The organism is Nonomuraea sp. NPDC049028 (assembly GCF_043197735.1).
In the GTDB taxonomy this organism is placed as follows: Bacteria; Actinomycetota; Actinomycetes; order Streptosporangiales; family Streptosporangiaceae; genus Nonomuraea.
This window is the reverse complement of sequence record NZ_JBICTR010000003.1, coordinates 871,556-889,088: the sequence shown is the minus strand read 5'-3', so window position 1 is coordinate 889,088 and position 17,533 is coordinate 871,556. Positions and strand designations below refer to the sequence as shown.

19 protein-coding genes are annotated in these 17,533 nt (G+C 69.5%); 9 read left to right on the top strand and 10 right to left on the bottom strand.

The window, feature by feature from the left end; genetic code table 11:
* Positions 1–8: 8 nt before the first annotated feature.
* Complete coding sequence (locus tag ACGFJ2_RS15145) at positions 9–563, top strand: dihydrofolate reductase family protein (RefSeq protein ID WP_393468321.1); 555 nt, start codon at positions 9–11, stop codon at positions 561–563.
* A gap of 15 nt (positions 564–578) precedes the next feature.
* Here the strand turns inward: ACGFJ2_RS15145 and ACGFJ2_RS15140 are convergent, their stop codons facing one another.
* The 3 genes from ACGFJ2_RS15140 to ACGFJ2_RS15130 form a co-directional block, all read right to left on the bottom strand.
* On the bottom strand, positions 579–1,094 hold the full coding sequence (locus tag ACGFJ2_RS15140; RefSeq protein WP_393468318.1) for a hypothetical protein: 516 nt from the start codon (positions 1,092–1,094) through the stop codon (positions 579–581).
* Positions 1,095–1,203: 109 nt separating this feature from the next.
* The gene (locus ACGFJ2_RS15135; protein WP_393468315.1) at positions 1,204–2,106 is read right to left on the bottom strand and encodes a hypothetical protein; all 903 of its coding nucleotides are present in this window, start codon (positions 2,104–2,106) and stop codon (positions 1,204–1,206) included.
* Positions 2,103–2,645: an RNA polymerase sigma factor gene (locus tag ACGFJ2_RS15130; protein ID WP_393468312.1), complete on the bottom strand. Its 543-nt coding sequence runs from the start codon at positions 2,643–2,645 to the stop codon at positions 2,103–2,105. Before ACGFJ2_RS15130 ends, ACGFJ2_RS15135 begins: the two co-directional genes overlap by 4 nt.
* A gap of 196 nt (positions 2,646–2,841) precedes the next feature.
* Here ACGFJ2_RS15130 and ACGFJ2_RS15125 point away from each other — a divergent pair, with 196 nt between their 5' ends.
* The 6 genes from ACGFJ2_RS15125 to ACGFJ2_RS15100 all read left to right on the top strand — a co-directional run bounded on the left by ACGFJ2_RS15125 (position 2,842) and on the right by ACGFJ2_RS15100 (position 9,536).
* Positions 2,842–4,137 (top strand): Fic family protein, encoded by a 1,296-nt coding sequence (locus tag ACGFJ2_RS15125; RefSeq protein ID WP_393468309.1) that lies wholly within the window; start codon positions 2,842–2,844, stop codon positions 4,135–4,137.
* A gap of 141 nt (positions 4,138–4,278) precedes the next feature.
* On the top strand, positions 4,279–5,463 hold the full coding sequence (locus ACGFJ2_RS15120) for a cytochrome P450 (protein WP_393468306.1): 1,185 nt from the start codon (positions 4,279–4,281) through the stop codon (positions 5,461–5,463).
* Positions 5,464–5,541: 78 nt separating this feature from the next.
* On the top strand, positions 5,542–6,297 hold the full coding sequence (locus ACGFJ2_RS15115) for a dolichyl-phosphate beta-glucosyltransferase (protein ID WP_393468303.1): 756 nt from the start codon (positions 5,542–5,544) through the stop codon (positions 6,295–6,297).
* The gene (locus ACGFJ2_RS15110) at positions 6,270–7,991 is read left to right on the top strand and encodes a hypothetical protein (protein ID WP_393468300.1); all 1,722 of its coding nucleotides are present in this window, start codon (positions 6,270–6,272) and stop codon (positions 7,989–7,991) included. Before ACGFJ2_RS15115 ends, ACGFJ2_RS15110 begins: the two co-directional genes overlap by 28 nt.
* Before the next feature lie 62 nt (positions 7,992–8,053).
* Positions 8,054–8,590, top strand: a complete 537-nt coding sequence (locus ACGFJ2_RS15105) for a SigE family RNA polymerase sigma factor (RefSeq protein ID WP_393468297.1) — start codon at positions 8,054–8,056, stop codon at positions 8,588–8,590.
* Complete coding sequence (locus tag ACGFJ2_RS15100) at positions 8,577–9,536, top strand: hypothetical protein (RefSeq protein WP_393468294.1); 960 nt, start codon at positions 8,577–8,579, stop codon at positions 9,534–9,536. Before ACGFJ2_RS15105 ends, ACGFJ2_RS15100 begins: the two co-directional genes overlap by 14 nt.
* On the opposite strand, the gene ACGFJ2_RS15095 is transcribed toward ACGFJ2_RS15100, so the two are convergent.
* Genes ACGFJ2_RS15095 through ACGFJ2_RS15085 form a run of 3 tightly spaced genes read right to left on the bottom strand, consistent with a single transcriptional unit; the run spans position 9,526 to position 11,270 of the window.
* The gene (locus ACGFJ2_RS15095) at positions 9,526–10,611 is read right to left on the bottom strand and encodes a Zn-dependent alcohol dehydrogenase (protein ID WP_357949829.1); all 1,086 of its coding nucleotides are present in this window, start codon (positions 10,609–10,611) and stop codon (positions 9,526–9,528) included. The two genes, ACGFJ2_RS15100 and ACGFJ2_RS15095, sit on opposite strands and share 11 nt — an antisense overlap.
* A gap of 18 nt (positions 10,612–10,629) precedes the next feature.
* Entirely contained in the window at positions 10,630–10,821 is a 192-nt protein-coding gene (locus ACGFJ2_RS15090; protein ID WP_357949832.1) for a ferredoxin, read from the bottom strand.
* Positions 10,818–11,270: a pyridoxamine 5'-phosphate oxidase family protein gene (locus ACGFJ2_RS15085; protein ID WP_357949834.1), complete on the bottom strand. Its 453-nt coding sequence runs from the start codon at positions 11,268–11,270 to the stop codon at positions 10,818–10,820. Before ACGFJ2_RS15085 ends, ACGFJ2_RS15090 begins: the two co-directional genes overlap by 4 nt.
* An 85-nt stretch (positions 11,271–11,355) precedes the next feature.
* Between ACGFJ2_RS15085 and ACGFJ2_RS15080 the strand changes: the two genes are divergently transcribed.
* Positions 11,356–11,985 (top strand): class I SAM-dependent methyltransferase, encoded by a 630-nt coding sequence (locus ACGFJ2_RS15080; RefSeq protein ID WP_357950747.1) that lies wholly within the window; start codon positions 11,356–11,358, stop codon positions 11,983–11,985.
* On the opposite strand, the gene ACGFJ2_RS15075 is transcribed toward ACGFJ2_RS15080, so the two are convergent.
* The 4 genes from ACGFJ2_RS15075 to ACGFJ2_RS15060 all read right to left on the bottom strand — a co-directional run bounded on the left by ACGFJ2_RS15075 (position 11,982) and on the right by ACGFJ2_RS15060 (position 16,204).
* On the bottom strand, positions 11,982–12,986 hold the full coding sequence (locus ACGFJ2_RS15075; protein ID WP_393468290.1) for a DUF1702 family protein: 1,005 nt from the start codon (positions 12,984–12,986) through the stop codon (positions 11,982–11,984). The two genes, ACGFJ2_RS15080 and ACGFJ2_RS15075, sit on opposite strands and share 4 nt — an antisense overlap.
* Positions 12,987–13,137: 151 nt before the next feature.
* The gene (locus tag ACGFJ2_RS15070) at positions 13,138–14,178 is read right to left on the bottom strand and encodes a prenyltransferase (RefSeq protein ID WP_393468287.1); all 1,041 of its coding nucleotides are present in this window, start codon (positions 14,176–14,178) and stop codon (positions 13,138–13,140) included.
* Entirely contained in the window at positions 14,175–14,891 is a 717-nt protein-coding gene (locus ACGFJ2_RS15065; RefSeq protein WP_357949841.1) for a methyltransferase domain-containing protein, read from the bottom strand. The genes ACGFJ2_RS15070 and ACGFJ2_RS15065 overlap by 4 nt, the downstream gene beginning before the upstream one ends.
* Before the next feature lie 59 nt (positions 14,892–14,950).
* Positions 14,951–16,204: a glycosyltransferase family 4 protein gene (locus ACGFJ2_RS15060; protein ID WP_357949843.1), complete on the bottom strand. Its 1,254-nt coding sequence runs from the start codon at positions 16,202–16,204 to the stop codon at positions 14,951–14,953.
* A 250-nt stretch (positions 16,205–16,454) separates the two neighbouring features.
* On the opposite strand from ACGFJ2_RS15060, the gene ACGFJ2_RS15055 reads away from it, so the two are divergent.
* Positions 16,455–17,477, top strand: coding sequence for a GDP-mannose 4,6-dehydratase (locus ACGFJ2_RS15055; RefSeq protein WP_357949844.1), 1,023 nt, complete (start codon positions 16,455–16,457; stop codon positions 17,475–17,477).
* Positions 17,478–17,533: the final 56 nt, after the last annotated feature.

The window sequence follows — 17,533 nt, the reverse complement described above, 5'->3', positions numbered from 1 at the left end:
AGATCCCGATGCGCAAGATCATCAACTCGACCTACATCACCCTCGACGGCGTCATCGAGAACCCGATGTGGACGATGCCCTACTTCGACGACGAGGCTGCCGCATTCGCCGGTGAGCAGACGAATGGCGCCGACGCGCTGCTGATGGGCCGTGCCACGTACGACGGCATGTCCGCCGCCTGGCCGACCCGGGACGAGAGCGACCCGACCACCGGCGCGGCCTACTTCAACAACGTCAAGAAGTACGTCGCCTCGACCACCCTGACCGACCCCACGTGGAAGAACACCGAGGTGCTGCAGGGCGACCTGGTCGAGGAGGTCGCCAAGCTCAAGGCCCAGGGCGGCAAGGACATCCTGCAGTACGGGTTCGGCTCGGTCACCACTCAGCTCATCAGGGCGGGTCTGCTGGACGAGGTCCGGTTCTGGATCACCCCGGTGCTGGAAGGCGCCGAGAGCGTGACGACGCCGCTCAAGGACTTCAAGGCGTCGTTCGAGCTGGTCGACACCAAGGTCATGAAGAGCGGCGTGATCATCGCCTCCTACCGGCCCAAGGCGGCCGAGTGACGGATGGGCTCGGGATCACGACGGCGGGGTGGTCGCGGCGAGACGGATCTCGCTGAACAGCTTGAGCGTCACCGGACGCAGCCGCAGCCGTGCCTCGCGCGGCCAGCGCAGGCTCAACGACGGAAACACCGTCTCCAGGACGATCTTCAGGTAGGGACGGCCAGAACGGCCGACGGGAATCTTGGCGCACAGAGCGGACACGCTCGTGAAGGTCTCCCGTCGGCCGAGCCGCAGCCGGGTCCGCCCGCTGAACTGGTTCGGGATCCCGGCGGCTTCGAGGCTCACCGACTCCCACAGCAGTTCGGCCGTCTCCTCCTCCCGCAGCCACGCCGGGCGGGTCGGCAGCGGCAGTCGCAGGGTGAATCCCGCCGGCAGTCCGGCCGGAGTCAGCCGGAAGGAACCCTGAAACCACGGCAGCTCGTCGAGGAGTCGAGGACCGTTCAGGGTGTTCATCGACAGGCTCGCCGCACTGGCTTCCATGGCGATTCGCCAGCTGGTGGGGTCGGTGTAAGGGACTTCCGGGATGGACACCAACAGGATTCATCTCCCCTGCGCGGACGCCTGGACTAACGGGCGGCTACCTACGGGCGGCTACCTATAAGACGTTCCAACCGCGGGAAATGTGACAGGGCGCTGTTCCTCAGTCGGTGAGGTCGTCGTACCACTGAGGTGTTCTGACCTTCAGCGGGTCGGGGGCGGGACTGGCGCCGGGACCAGGGAGGACGTAGAGGTCGACGGTGTCGGAGCTGTGGTCGCGGGAACCGCTGACGATCCAGCCGTCCTTGATCCGGTCCGCGGGGACGGGCTGGTCGGAGAAGCCGCCGCCAGGGTAGCTCCACACCAGGCGGTAGCCGACCTTCAATCCACGGCGGCGCGCCTCGGCGCGCACGGCCGCGACCGTTTTGCCATGAGTCGTGTAGCCGTCCATGGCCTCCTCTCCCTCGGGATCGAAAGCGGCGTCCTCGGCATAGGGTTCGCCCGGCTTGGCGGGACGGCCGACCCCGAAGACGACGCGTCCGGGGAAGTCCGAGGGCATCCAGACCTTGCCGCAGAACACCGACGCGCAAGGTGTCACGTCCTGCACCCCAATGCTTCCGTGCCATTTGAAGCCCTCCGGAACGATTGGGCCGAGCAGCTTGCCGACCTCGTCCGGTGCCACCGGGATGACCTTCACCGTGACGTTCAACCCGACCGCCCGGAACGCCTCCTCGAAGCGCCGGCGGTCGGCCGCCGGGTCCGTGATGGTGACGCTGAAAGAGTCCTCGGCCCGCTTGATGGAGACGGCCGCGTTGGCGAACTCGGTCGCCGGCCCCCCGGCCGGCAGGCCGACGCCGATCGCCACGGCCACGGCCGCGGCGGTGACCGCCGATGCCAGGACAGGCCGGCGGAGTCCGAAGGTTCCCCGTTGCGGAAGCCAGGACCGTCGGCGGCCCGGAGCCGGCGTCGCCATGATCGCCGCACGTAGCTCGCGCGCGCCGGGCCCCTGTTCCGGCGCGTGCGGGGTCGGATCGATGGCCCTCATCAGGTTGTCGATGTCACTCATGCTTTCCCCATCGCGATCGTCGAGGACGTCGGCCGCTCCAGCGCCGCCGCCAGCCGCTTGCGCGCCCGGTGCAGCCTGGTCCGGGCGGCGACGGCCGTACATCCCAAAACCTTGGCGATCTGCTCGCTGCTCAGACCCTCCCAGTGGGCCAGCGCCATGACCTCGCGGTCACGCTCGGGCAGCTCGTCGAAGGCGGCGCGTACGTACTCCAGATCGACCGGTCTGACGGGCCGGTCGGCGGCCAGCTCGTCGCGGAGCCGCTCAGCGAGCCCGGCCCTGCGCGACGCGCCGCGTTGCTGGTTGGCCAGTACGCGGCGGGCCACCCCGTATAACCAGAGCAGTGCCCGCTCTCCCTCTGGCACGTCGCCGATGCGCCGCCAGGCGGTGAGGAACGTCTCGGAGATGACGTCGGCGGTGTCGTCGGGGGAGCTGGTACGGCGGGCGGCGTACTGATGTATCGCCGGATAGTACGCGTCATAGACCGCTTCGAAGCGATCTCGGTGTGTCACAGAGTCTCCTTGCCGAAAGGTGCCGGACACCTTGGTAAGTGTCCGGCACCTTTCGGTCTGTTGCAGAGCACATCTGAGGTCGTCTCTGGCCAGGATGCGGTTCGGGCCGTCCCACACCGGGGGTGGGAATGGCAATACGGCCGGCTATCCCTTCATGGAGGGCTCGACGGTGAAAGGATAAGCCTTATCCTTTCACGATGGGGGTGGGTGTGAAAGGATAGTTGCCATGGCCGGCTATCTGGAAGCGTCGTGGGTGGCCGCTTGGGAGGCGCCGAGCAAGCGGGACAGGCGTGGCGGCGTCTACCACCCGTACTCTCCTGATCCGCTGATGGGCATGCCCTTCGTCGTGTCTCCGGAGATCGGACAGGCGGCTGCCAGAGGCGAAGACCTCATACGGCGTCTTGTCGCGCATCCGGCCAGTCATGGCGTCGACGGCCTTGCGCGATTTCTGCTCCGGTCCGAAGCGATCGCGTCGTCGAGAATCGAGGGGCTCCAGGCTTCCCCTCAGCAGGTGGCCCTCGCTGAGCTCGCTGAATGCGATGCGGGGGTGTCGAAGGGATTCACCGCGACGGCAAGACTGGTCGCGAACAATGTGACCGCGCTGCGGCGGGCGGTCACCGACCTGGTTGCCGCTGAGACGGTTTCCACAGCTGACATCGTCGCCCTGCACAAGGCGCTGCTGCCGGACGAGAAGCAGCACGGTCTGCGGGAGGTGCAGAATTGGGTCGGCGGCGGCGGCTGGCATCCGCTGGACGCGGAGTTCGTGCCGCCTCCGCCAGGGCAGGTCGGCCCGCTTATGGAAGATCTTGTGTCCTACATCAACGGGGCGGGACACACGCCGCTTATTCAGGCGGCGCTGGTGCATGCGCAGTTCGAGACCATACATCCGTTCACCGATGGCAACGGCAGGGTGGGCCGGGCGCTGATACATACCGTTCTCACGCGACGGGGGCTGACTCCCAGCGCGATTTTGCCCATCAGCCTGGTGCTGCTCACCAGGTCGGACATGTACGTGGATGGCCTGGAAGCGTACCGATATATCGGCGCCCCTGGGACGCCGGAGGCTCAAACGTCGCTCAACGCCTGGCTCCAGGTCTTTCTCTCGGCGACGACGACCGCGGTCGAGCAGGCCGAGCGATTCGCTGACGAATTGACGCAGCTACACGCGGATTGGGCCGAGCGTCACCGTCACTTCCGCGAGGCGCAGGGTTTGCGGCCCGTTCCACGAGCTGATTCCGCGGTCGTCCGTCTTCTCGAGCTCCTGCCCGCTGTCCCTCTCGTGACGGCCCGTACGGTGGAGCGTTTGCTGTCGATCACTCATCCTGCCGCCCGTCAGGCGCTGGAAGAGCTGGCTGGAGCCGGGATTCTCCATCCCAAGCAGGTGGAAAGGAACACCCGGGGCTACCTGGCTCGGGAGATCTTCGACCTGCTCACGCTGACCGAACGCCGCCTGGCCAGCACCCGGTGGGACACTCGTGAGTCACCGCCCCGCCGGGTGACGCCCGCTCGTCCGCAGCGTTAAGTGCCTCGCTCCCGGCCAGTTCGGATGCGGCGGCGGTGGCGGGTGAGTTCCCCAGCCTCCTGCCTCCTGGCGATCTGGACAGCTTAGAGGGTTGGTGAAAGCGTGGGCCAGACTGCTCGTCACCCGGTGAGAGGTGGGAGTATGAGGGACTATCCGCTCGGCATGCCGTACCAACTGGAACTGGACGACACCTACGGCTGGCTGCGCGAGCACGAGCCGCTGGCCCGGATTCAGCTGCCGTACGGCGAGCCGGCCTGGCTGGCGACCCGCTACGACGACGTCCGTACGGTCTTCGCCGACCCGCGCTTCAGCAGGGCCGCTGCGGTGGGCCGGGACGCGCCGCGCATGTACCCGGAGCCGGTGCCCGGCGGGCTCTCCGACCTCGACCCGCCGGAGCACACGCGGATGCGGCGGCTGATCGGCAAGGCGTTCACCGCGCGCCGGGTCGAACTGCTGAGGCCCCGCGCCGAGGAGATCGTCGAGGACCTGCTGGATCGGCTGGCGGCTCAAGGGCCACCGGCCGACCTGGTGGAGGGCTACGCCGTGCCGCTGCCCGCGACCATGATCTGCGAGCTGCTGGGTGTGCCGTACGAGGATCGGGCGACCTTCCGGTCCTGGGCCGACGCGTACATGACGACGACCGCGATACCGCTGGAGGAGAAGACGGCGCGGCTGGCCGCGCTCGGCGGCTACCTGGCGCGGCTGGTGGCGCGCCGGCGCGAGTCCCCTACCGACGACCTGATCGGCGCTCTGGTGCGGGCGCGTGACGAGCGGGACAGCCTGTCGGAGGAGGAGCTGATCGGCTTCCTGATGACCCTGCTGGCCGCCGGTTACGAGACCACGGCGTCGCAGATCGCCAACTTCACGTACGCGCTGCTGACCCACCCCGACCAGCTCGCCCTGCTGCGCGAGGGGCAGGTGGACCTGGCGGACGCGGTCGAGGAGTTACTGAGGTACGTCCCGGTGACGGCGACCGCCGCCACGTTCATCCCGAGGTACGCCACCGAGGACGTGGCGCTCGAAGGCGGCACCGTACGCGCGGACGAGCCGGTCTTCCCGGCCTACTACACCGCCAACCGCGATCCCGGGGTGTTCGAGGACCCGGAGCGGCTCGACCTCACCCGCAAGCCGCGGCCGAACTTCGCCTTCGGCCACGGCCCGCACTTCTGTCCCGGGGCGCCACTGGCCCGGATGGAGCTTCAGGTGGCGCTCGCCGCGCTGCTGCGGCGCCTGCCCGGCCTGCGGCTGGCCGTGGCGGGGGAGGAGCTGAGCTGGAAGAGCGGCATGGTCGTCCGCGGGCCGGTGTCGCTCCCGGTCGCCTGGTGACCACCGAGCCGGCCGCCGCGTGGCGGCCGGTCGGCCCTTCGCTGCAACCTGGATGACGTCTGGCCCTGTCTCCACGGTATGAGCGAGACAACACTCGATCGGGCGCCTGTCGTCGCGGCTCAGCCCGTCGCCATCGACCTGTCGGTGGTCATTCCCGCCTACAACGAGGAACGCAGGCTCGGCGCGACGCTCGCGGCCGTGCTCGGCTACCTTCGCGGCACGTCGCTGCGCTGGGAGCTCATCGTCGTCGACGACGGCTCGACGGATGGCACGGCCGCGCTGGCCTTTCGGGTCGCCCGCGAGGAGCCGGGCGTTCGTGTCCTTCGCCGGCCCGCGAACCAGGGCAAGGGGTGCGCGGTACGCCACGGTGTGCTCGCCTCCAGGGGAGGCCAGGTGCTGTTCACCGATGCGGACCTGGCCACGCCGATCGAGGAGTTGGCCGGTCTGCGGGCCACGCTGGCGCTGGGCGCCGATGCCGCGATCGGGTCGCGCGCCTGCCCCGGCGCCCGGGTGGAGACGCCTCAGCACGTGGTCAGAAGGCTGCTCGGCACCCTGGGCAACCGGCTGATCCAGGCGAGCGCCGTACCCGGCGTGGCCGATACCCAGTGCGGGTTCAAGCTGTTCGACGGTGAGAAGGCCAGGCTGGCGTTCAGCCGGGCCAGGGTGGACGGCTGGGGATTCGACGTGGAGATTCTGCGTGCCTTCTCCCGGCGGGGCTGGGTGGTCAGGGAGGTTCCGGTCCGCTGGGCGCACCAGCCGGGGTCGAAGCTGCGCCCGCATCACTACCTGCGGATGCTCATCGAGCTGTGCCGAGTGCTCGCCGGGCGTCGGTGATCCCGCACCTCAGGCGGGGGTGCGCCGATCTCGGGTTCGCCGCCGCCTTCCTCGCCTTGGCCGTGCTGGTCTACGCGCATCTCTGGGCCGATCCGGCACGCCGCTACCTGATCGAGGGCGGCCAGGACCAGAACCAGTGGGAGTGGTTCTTCTCCGTCACCGCGCACAACCTGCTCAACGGCGAGTCGCCGCTGTTCACCACGCTGCAGAACCATCCGCTTGGCGTGAACCTCATGGCCAACACGGTCATGCTGGGCCTGTCGATCCCGCTGGCGCCGCTGACGCTGGCCTTCGGGCCGTCGGCCACGTGGGTGGTGGTGCTGACCGGCGGGCTCGCGGGCAGCGCCTTCGCGTGGTACTGGCTCCTGTCCAGGCAGCTGGTGGCCACGCGCGCGGCCGCCGCGATCGGGGCCGTGTTCTGCGCGTTCGCACCGCCGATCGTCTCGCATGCCAACGCCCATCCGAACTTCGTCGTGGTGTTCGTGATCCCGCTCGTCATCCACCGGCTCGTGCTGCTGCACCGGCATCGGCGGATCTTGCGTGATGGCGTGATCCTCGGGGTGCTCATCGCGTACCAGATCTTCCTGGGGGAGGAGGTGCTGCTGCTGGCCGCCACCGGACTGGCGGTCTTCGGTCTCGGGTACGCGCTCGCGGTCCGCCCACCGACGCGGCCGGTGGTCGTGGGCGTGGCAGTGGCGGCGACGGTCTGCCTGGCTCTGGCCGGTCCCGCGCTGGTGTTCCAGTTCACCGGGCCGCAGAGCTACGCGAGCCTGATCCACGGGCCGGCGGGCAACGACGTGCGCGCTCTGGTGTCGTTCGCGGGGCGCTCGCTGGCGGGGGATGCCACCGTGGCGGGGTCGCTCTCGCTGAACCCGACCGAGCAGAACGCCTTCTTCGGCTGGCCGCTGGTCATCCTGGTCATCGGCCTCGTGGTGTGGCTGCGGCGCGTCCCCGTCGTGATCCCGCTCGGAGCGGTCGTGGTCGTGGCGGCGGCGTTCTCCCTCGGTCCAGAGATCATCTTTTATGGCGAAAAATCGGGTCTCGCGGGGCCGTGGGAGGTGATGTCGCGGTTGCCGATGTTCGAGTCGGTGTTGGAGTCGCGGTTCGCGATCGTCTGCGTGCCCGCGATGGCCGTACTGCTGGCCGTCGCCGCCGACCGGGTGATCGCCGCCTCGTGGCGCGGCGCCCCCGCGCGGGTGCTGCTCGGCCTGGCCCTGGCCGAGGCGTTGGTGCCGCTCGCGCCCAAGCCGCTGGTCGCGGCTGACCGGCCGGCCACCCCGGAGTTCTTTACCGCCGGTCTCTGGCGGCGGCACGTGCGCGAGGGCCGCGCGTTGGTGCCGGCGCCGCCGCCCGACGCGGCCGATGCCACTGCCCTGCGCTGGCAGATCGACGCCGGTCTGGGCTTCTCCCTGCCCGAGGGCTACTTCGTCGGCCCTTACGGACCTGACCGGCAGGGTGTGTACGGCACCGCGCCCCGTCCCACCGCGTCCCTGCTGCGTGACGTACGCGACAGTGGCCAGGTGCCGTCCATCGGCGCGGCCGAACGCCGCCAGGCCCGCGCGGACCTCGCGTACTGGCGAGCCGATGCCGTGGTCCTCGGCCCGCACCAGCGGCAGGCCGAGCTCCTGCGAACGCTGACCGACCTCCTCGGCCCCGGCCGCCAGGAGGGCGGCGTCTGGATCTGGGACGTATAGGACCGCCAGGGTTGCAACCTTTCGCCCGCCCGGCCGTGTCACACAGAGCGAGGAGGTGATCGATGCAGCCCGCTCAGGAACAGGAGTACGTCGAGTACGTGACCGCGCGACTGGCGTCACTCCGGCGGCTCGCCTTCTACCTGTGCAAGGACACGCACCGGGCCGACGACGTGGTCCAGATGGCCATCACCAGGCTCTACATCCACTGGAAGCGCGCCAAGGCCGCCACCGACCTGAACCGCTACGTGGACGCGATGCTCGTGCGCTGCTTTCTCAACGACCAGCGGCTCGGCTGGTGGACGAGGGTCAGCCTCGGCGGGATGGCACACGAGCTCCCGGGCACGCGGAGCACGAAGCCTCCGGACCTGGAGACTCGATCGGTCGTGCACGCGGCGCTGGCCAAGGTGCCGCCACGCCAGCGGGCGGTGCTCGTGCTGCGCTTCCTGTACGACCTGCCGGTGTCGGAAGTGGCGGAGATCCTCGGTTGCTCCACGGGGACGGTCAAGAGCCAGTCGGCGCGTGGGCTGGCCACGCTGCGCGACCTGCTGGGGGATCGGATGTTCGTCGAGGAGGGGGTGGCGCGTGATGGGCGGCTCTGAGCCGGTTGACAGGCGGCTGCTGGACCCGCTGCGCGAGGCGGAGCCCCCAGGCAGCGGCACGATCGACCTGGCCCGCGCCATGCGCACCGGGCGGCGCCGGGTCAGGGCGCGCCGGGTCATGAGCGCGGCGGCCGGCGTGGGCGCGGTGGTCGCGGTCATCGTCGGAGGCACCGCGCTGGGACGTACGGCATTGCCGCCGGAACCCCAGCCGATCAGCCGCCCGGCCGGGTTCGACGTGCTGACCCGCATGTTCACGGTGGGATCGGCGGGCGGCTTCACTCCCGACTCCTATGAGACGGGGTACGACCACCAGCGGGTGCGCCTGCGCCTGGCGGATCCGGCGAAGGCGGACACGGCGGACGCGCTCGTGGAGATGTATCCACGAGGCCGGAGCCCGTTCGCCGCCCTGTCGCCGTCCGACGGCGAGACGGCGCCGCCCGTCAACGGGCGGCCCGCCTACTGGCCGTCCAGGCCGCTGCTCAGGTCGGGAGCAGCGGAGATGGTCTGGGAGTGGGCGCCGGGCGCGTGGGGCGTCGTGTCCGTCAAGGGAGCCCGGATGGACGAGGACACCGCCCATCGAGTCGCGCAGAGCGTGCTGCCGATCACCGGAGATCGCGTCGAGGTGCCCTTCACCCTGGCGGACGGTGGGCCGGCCGGGCCGCTGTCCGGAACGGTCGCGTCGTACCCGCAACGAGCGGAGCCCGCCCGGGTCGGGCTCCGCTACGGCGACGAGCGCGAGTGGGTGGAGGTCGGCGTCGAGAACGCCGCCGATGCGGCGAAGCCCAACGCGACGGTTGGCGGGGTGCCTGCCGTACGGACGGACACCGAGGTCACGCTGTTGCGGCCGGGTGCCAGATACGCCACATATGCCAGGATGAGCCGGGCCGGTCAGCTTGACGCTCAGCGTCTGGGGGAGCTGGCGGCCGCGGTGCGCGCTAGTCCATGAGGACGATCTGGCGCAGCACCTCGCCGCCCTTGAGCGCGGCCACGGCGTCGTTCAGGTCGGCCAGCCGGATCCGGGCGCTGATCATGGATTCCAGGTCCAGCTGGCCGGCCTTGTAGAGCTTGGCGAAGTACGGGAAGGCGTGCCGCACGTCGGCTTCGCCGTACAGGCTGGACAGCAGGTTCTTGCCCTCGAACAGCAGGCTGAACGCGGAGATCGACACCATGTCGTCCACCGCGCCCGCGCCGACCACGATGACCTCGCCGCCCGCGCGGGTCACCTGCCACGCGCTCTGGATGGTGGCCGCCTTGCCGACCACCTCGAAGCCGTAGTCGAAGCCGCCGCCCCCGGTCAGCTCGTTGACCGCCTCGGGGACCTGCTCGGGGGTGACGGCGTGGGTGGCGCCGACCTTCTTGGCCAGTTCGTGCTTGGACTCCAGCGGGTCGATCGCCAGGATCGTCCGGGCGCCGGAGACGCGCGCGCCCTGGATGACGGACAGGCCGACGCCGCCGCAGCCGACGACGGCGACGGTCGAGCCGGGGCGTACCTTGGCGGTGTTGAGTGCGGCGCCCACGCCGGTGGTGATGCCGCAGCCGATCAGCGCGGCCGCCTCCCACGAGATGTCCGTGTCGATCTTGATCGCGCCCTGCCAGGGGACGACGATCTCCTCGGCCCAGGTGCCGCATCCGGCCATGCCGTACGCCGTCTGGTCGCCGCCGAAGCGGAAGTTGCCCTTGGTGAAGGACTCGATCACGTACTTCATGCAGAGGTACGGCTGGCCGCCCAGGCACAGCTCGCAGTCCTGGCAGGACGGGCGCCAGTTGATGATCACGTGATCGCCCGGCTGGACCGAGGAAACATGCTCGCCCACCTCGACCACCTCGCCCGCGCCCTCGTGACCCGGGACGAGCGGTACGGGCTGCGGCAGCACGCCGGACATGGCCGACAGGTCCGAATGGCAGACGCCCGTAGCCTTGATCCGCACCCGTACGTCGGTCGGGCCGACGGGGGTGAGGGTGACATCGTCGCGGATGTCCAGCTTGTCGTCGCCTACGGCGTGCAGAAGGGCGGCGCGCATGGGGAGTTCCTCCTCCGGCTATTCCTCTAGGGAAAGAGCGGCTTTGGGGCAGGACCGGACTGCGTGGCGGACGCGGTCCAGGAGTTCGGGGGGTGGTTCCGGGAGCAGGATGTGGAGCTGGTCATCGTCGTCCACGTCGAACACCTCGGGTGCGAGCCCCATGCACACCGCATTGGCCTCGCACACCATCTCATCTACCTTGACCCTCATGTGAGCCTCCTGTGATCCCATGAGACCACTTTGGTGCGCTCGACAAGGTAAGCGACCCGTTTCCGCCCAGTTTGTTCGACATATGGCCGCAAAAGTTCGTCCGGCACGTCCGGGGTCATCCTGCGCGTGACCTTCATGCCGACGGCCAGGACCTGCTCGGGCTCGTCGATACGCTTGGCCTCGCCGTACAGCAGGACGCCGCGCAACTCGTTGTAGTCCTCGCCGGTCTCGATCAGGCAGCTCACCCGTGGGTCGCGCTCCAGGTTGCGGACCTTCTGCGCCTTGGCGTAGCTCCAGAAGACGATCCGCCCCTCGTCGAGGCCGTAGAACATGGTCACCAGATGGGGCGTACCGTCAGGGTTGATGGTCGCGAGCTGGAGCTTGCGGGCCCCTTCGAGGAAGGCGGTGACCTCGTCTCCGGACATCGCGATGCGAGCGCGCTGATTCACGTTGCCAAGTAGAACAGGTTGCAGAATGGCGGGCAAGGGGGCGCTGGAATGTTGTTCGGTTCTACTAGGGTGCATCCCTATGACGATGCCGCCTGAACTGCGATTCGCAGCCAAGCAAGCCAAGGGTTTCATGCCGGAGAAGGAGGGCCTGGCGCTGTTCGAGGCGGCTTGCCAGTACGGCAAACTCGGGCCGATCTGCGAGATCGGCACCTACTGCGGCAAGTCGGCCGTCTACCTCGGGGCGGCGGCCCGGCTGGCCGGGTCCGTGGTCATCACCGTGGACCACCACCGCGGCTCGGAGGAGATCCAGCCCGGCTGGGCCCACCATGACCCGACACTGGTCGATCCGCGGTTCGGCAAGATGGACTCGCTGCCGACGTTCCGCCAGACGATCGCCGCCGCCGGGCTGGAGGACGAGGTGATCGCCGTGGTGGGCCACTCCGAGCAGGTGGCCCGGCTCTGGAACACGCCTTTGGGGCTGCTGTTCATCGACGGCGGCCATTCCGAGGAGCCGGTGACGCGCGACTACGAGGGCTGGGCGCCGCACGTCATGGCCGGCGGCGCGCTGGTCTTCCACGACATCTATCCGGATCCGGCCGACGGCGGTCAGGCTCCCTACCAGGTCTATCTGCGGGCGCTGGCCTCGGGCGCGTTCACCGAGACCTCGGTGGAGGGCTCGCTGCGCGTCCTGGAGCGCGTGGCGCCAGGCGTTTAGTGCCGCGTCCGGCGGCGGGTCCATGCTCTGCGGGTGTGGGCCCGCCAGGACTGGAAGTCCTCGTGGGTGTGCGGGTCGTGGCCGAGCGCGATGAGCGCCCCCTCGGTCCACCCGGCGGCCTCGTCGGGCTCCGCCCCCGCCAGGATCGGTACGGCCTGCGCCACGTGGTCCGGCAGCTCCCCCACCTGGAGCCTGGCCGAGGCGGCGAACGCGCTCCCCTGAGCCAGATGGGCCCGGAACCCGTCGGCCCCCGCGTGGTCGGTCAGCCACCACAGCTCATCGGCGTTCGCGCCACCCGTGTGCGTCGCGGCGAACCCGACACCGCTCCACAGATCGGCCCGGCGGCCTGCGGGGTAGGCGGCGATCCTGGCCGCCACGTCGTCCGGTGAGGCGCACTCGTGGTACCAGAGCAGCCGCCCCAGCCCTTGGTCGAAGATCGCGCAGTGGCTCCGGGTGAGCAGGTCGGGCATGGCCCGCTCGCCCACCATCCGGTCGGCCCGCGTCAGGCTCCGCTGGAACCCGAACCCGTCCACGGCCAGCCACCGGAACAGCGGATGGGCCCGCCGTACGCCCCACATGGGCCGTACGCGCAGCAGCGCGTAGCCGCGCCCGGCACCGAGGTGCACGGCGTACGGGTGGAGCTGGGCGGGGCCGGCCAGTAGCTCGTGAAGGCGCCGGCCCCGAGTCATGGTGAGCAGGTCGAGCACGGTGCACGCGGCACCGGCCCCCTCGTAGGCGAAGCTCCGCTGCTCCGGAGCAACCTCGTCGATCCTGTCGGCTTCATCGTAAAGAGCGGCGTTGTACCCGAAAAGGTATGACCGCTCGGCCCCTTCGACGGCCGCCCGGGAATGTCCCTGCCGTAGCCGGAACCTCCGCCGGGCCAGGTCGGCTTCGGACTGCTCCTTCAGCAGCAGCTTCCGTAGCCCGCGAACCGGCGAAAACGTCGGCTCGGTCCTGTCTTGTGCCAAGAACGCTGTCGGCTCGGTCCTGTCCTGCTCCAAGAACGCTGTTGTGCCCGTGTCGCCCACGCTTCCCCCGAAGACGCCTCGTACGGCCACTCACGAAGCTAGTAACCCCAATGAGGCGTTCAGCGGCGCCGCTCCGCATTTCCCGGCAAAGAACCCGCAAAAGCCCTTGCGTACCCGGGCGAGATCACGCGCGCGCGGGCGTGCAGCCACACAGATGTGGGTCGGCGGGGGAGACGGAGGGGGCGCTGATGTCGCGGAAGATCCCCGCTCCCGGGGAGAAGGCGGACAACGCGTCCGCGGCGAGCACCGCCGCCGCGGCCGTATATCCGCTCCGCTCGTGCGGGAAGTGCCGCTGGTTGACGAACTGCCAGCCCGTCCAGTACGAGCCGTCCTCATGGCGCAGATGCTGGACGTCGGCGAACAGCCGCGCGGCCCGGTCGCGGTCGCCCAGCGCGTCGAGGGCCAGCGCCAGCTCGCACGTCTCCGCCCCCGTCACCCACGGCTGGTCCGACACGCACCGGATGCCCAGCCCCGGCACCACGAACGTGCCCCACTCCCGCTCCAGCAGCTCCTCCGCCGCCGGGCCCCGGACGGCGCCGCCGAGCACGGGGTAGTACCAGTCCATGGAGAAGCGGCTCTTGTCGGTGAACGCCTCCGGGTGCGCGGCCAGCACATGGGCCAGCCGGTCGGCGGCCAGCTCCCAGTGCGGCTGCGGGTCGCCTAAGTGGTCGGCGAGCAGGACGCCGCAGCGCAGCCCCTGGTGGATCGACGCGCAGCCGGTGAGCAGCGCGTAGGAGGAGGCCCGGCCATGCGCGTCGCGCTCCCAGACGACCTCGCCGCGTTCGGTCTGGAGCCCCACCACGTAGTCGAGCGCCCTCTTGACCATCGGCCACCTGAGCTCGGTGAGCTCCTGGTCGCCCGTCACCAGGTGATGGTGCCAGACGCCCACCGCGACATAGGCGGCGTGGTTCGACTCGCCGCCCTGCTCGGTGGCGACGCCGTCGACCAGCTTCATCGCCCACGAGCCGTCGTCGCGCTGGTGCCGGGCCAGCCAGTCGTAGCCGCGCGCCACGGGGTCGCGCAGGCCCGCCACGGTCATCGCCATCAGGCACTCGACGTGGTTCCACGCGTCGACGTGGCCTTCCGGCCAGGGCACGCCGCCGTCGTCGCTCTGGATCGCCGAGATGCTCAAGGCCGTCCGTACGGCCTCCTCGCGTGAGATCACGCGGCGGGCTTCCTGACGTAGAGCACCACGCTCTTGCCGATGAGCGGGTTGAGCAGGTTCTCGGCCAGCCGGGTGAGCGGCGGGCGCTTCATGATGTCCCAGACCAGCAGCTCGTGGTAGGCCTTGGCGAGCGGGTGGTCGTCGTTGTTGACGCCGACCGCGCACTTGATCCACCAGTACGGGGCGTGCAGGCCGTGGGCGTGGTGGTGGGGGCCGATGTCGAAGCCGGTGGACTTCAGCTTGGCCGACAGCTCAGCCAACGTATAAATCCGGACATGTCCGCCGGGGGCCGTGTGATAGTCCTCGTCCAGCGCCCAGCAGATCCGCTCGGGCAGGAAGCTCGGCACGGTGATCGCGGCGGTGCCGCCGGGCTTGAGCACCCGGAAGATCTCCCGCATCGCGGCCATGTCGTCGGGGATGTGCTCCAGCACCTCGGCCGCGATGACCCGGTCGAAGGAGCCCTCCTCGAATGGCATGTCCAGCGCCGTACCCTGAACGGTCTCGCCGCCGGCGCCGGGCGGCACCTCACCCGCCTTGTCCATCGCCACGAACATGGCCGCCACGCTGTCCAGCTCGGACTGGTCCATGTCGAAGGCGACCACGTCCGCGCCCCGGCGCAGCACCTCGAAGGCGTGCCGGCCGCCGCCGCAACCCAGGTCGAGCACGCGTACGCCGGGCCCGACCGGCAGCCGGGCGAAGTCCACCGTCAGCACTTATCGATCTCCTTGAAGTTCGGTCAGCGGGTACGACGAGTTCAGCGGGTAGGACGAGTTCAGCGGGTAGGACGAGTACGGCGGGCCGCGATGGCCTCGCGGTACGCCTCGACGGTTCTCTGGGCGACGACGCGCCAGGTGTAACGCTCCATGACCCGGTCATATCCGGCCTTGCCCACCCGTTCACGCTCCTCCGGGGAGTCGTGCAGGCGGCGCAGCACCGCGGCCAGCTCCTCGGAGTCGCCGGGCGCGACCTGGATCGCGGCGTCCCCCACCACCTCGGGCAGTGCCCCGGTACGGCTGGCGACCAGCGGAGTGGCGCAGGCCATGTGCTCGACGGCCGGCAGCGAGAACCCCTCGTACAGCGAAGGCACCACGGAGACCTCGGAGGTGGCGATCAGCTCGCCCAGCTCGTCGTCGGAGATGCCGTGCACGAAGCGGACCCGGTCCTGCAGCGACAGCTCCTGTACGAGCTGCTCGGTGGGCCCGCCGGCGGTCGGCTTGCTGACCACCGTGAGGTTGACGTCGCGCTCGGTGGCCAGCTTGGCCACCGCCCGCAGCAGCGTGGCGACGCCCTTCATGGGGGAGTCGGCGCTGGCCACGGCCACGATCGAGCCCTTGCGCCGGGGCTTGTCCGGGCGCGGGTGGAAGTAGCGGGTGTCGACGCCGAGCGGGATCAGGCGCATGTTCGCCTGCGGGACGTTGAAGTCGCGGTGGATGTCGGCCAGCGACGACTCGCTGACGGTCAGGATCGGGCTCAGCCGGGGCGCGACCTTGGCCTGCATCTTCACGAAGGCGTACCAGCGGCGCATGGTCAGCTTCTTGGCGCCGGTGGCGGCCTCCAGCTCGATGCGCCGGTCCACGCTGATCGGGTGGTGGATCGTGCCGACCACCGGGAACAGCTTCTGGATGCCGAGCAGGCCGTAGCCGAGCGTCTGGTTGTCCTGGACGACGTCGAAGTCGCCCACCCGCTTCTTCAGCGCGCGGTGCGCCCGCAGCGTGAACGTCAGTGGCTCGGGGAACCCGGCGGTCCACATGGTGCCGACTTCCAGCCAGTCGATCCAGTCGCGGTACTCGTGCAGCTTCGGCGTCCTGAACGGGTCCTCGTCGCGGTAGAGGTCGAGACTCGGCACCTTCTGCAGGATCACGCCCTCGTCCAGCTCCGGGTACGGCTGGCCGGAGAACACCTCGACGTGATGGCCCAGGGCGACCAGCTCGCGACTCAGGTGGCGGAGGTAGACGCCCTGGCCACCACAGGTCGGCTTGCTGCGGTAGGACAGCAGCGCAATCCGCAGCGTGTCGCTCACGGACACCCCTTTCTAGCCCGGTATGCACCCAGAGATGGGCGTGTACCGTGAAGATGACCTTAGTCCGAGAAGGCTACCATTCGGTAGGTCATCTGGAATTGTTCACAACTGCCGCCAAAGGCCGTGCGAACTGCGATGTTGGCATGACCGAGCGCGGTTCGGTGGAACGTGTTCTAGGAGGCTCTGGTGCTGTATCGAGGCGCTTAGCTGTACATTCCCGTCCAAACGGACGCGGTCGTGATAGTGGGAGGACCCCTTGGCCAGGCGCGCTCTGATCACCGGCATCACCGGCCAGGACGGTTCCTATTTGGCGGAGTACCTGCTCGGTCAGGGGTACGAGGTGTGGGGCCTGGCGCGGGGTCAGGCAAACCCGCGCGTGTCGCGGCTGCGCAAGCTGCTGACCGATGTCCAGGTGGTCCGCGGCGACCTGCTCGACCAGGGATCGCTGATCTCGGCCGTGGAACGGGTTCAGCCCGATGAGGTCTACAACCTGGGCGCCATCTCGTTCGTACCCATGTCGTGGGAGCAGGCGGAGCTCACGGCCGAGGTGACCGGGATGGGCGTGCTGCGGATGCTGGAGGCCATCCGGGTCTGCTCGGGCGTGTCGCGTGGCAGTGCCGCCTCCGGCCAGATCCGCTTTTATCAGGCTTCATCCTCTGAGATGTTCGGCCAGGTCAGCGAGACGCCGCAGACGGAGCGCACCGCGTTCCACCCGCGCTCGCCGTACGGCGTGGCCAAGGCGTACGGGCACTTCCTCACGCAGAACTACCGCGAGTCCTACGGCATGTACGCCGTCTCCGGCATCCTGTTCAACCACGAGTCGCCCCGGCGGGGCGCCGAGTTCGTCACCCGCAAGGTCTCGCTCGGCGTGGCGCGCATCAAGCTCGGCCTCGACACCGAGCTCCGGCTCGGCAACCTGGAGGCACGGCGGGACTGGGGTTTCGCGGGCGACTACGTACGGGCCATGCACCTCATGCTCCAGGCCGGCACCCCCGAGGACTACGTGATCGGCACCGGGCGCATGAAGTCGGTCCGTGAGCTGGTCGAGGCCGCCTTCGCGGCGGCCTCCCTCGACTGGGAGCAGTACGTCGTCACCGACCAGGCCCTGCATCGGCCCGCCGAGGTCGACCTGCTCTGCGCGGACCCGAAGAAGGCCCGGGTGCAGCTCGGCTGGGAGCCGACGATGCCGTTCGACGAGCTGGTGGCGACGATGGTCGAAGCCGACCTGCGCCTGCTGTCGAACGGCGGCGACCCCGACCAGGACAGTTCCTGGCCCTGATCCACCCCCATTGGCAGTGCTCCTTCGAGCACGCCCCATTGACAAAATCCTGTTTT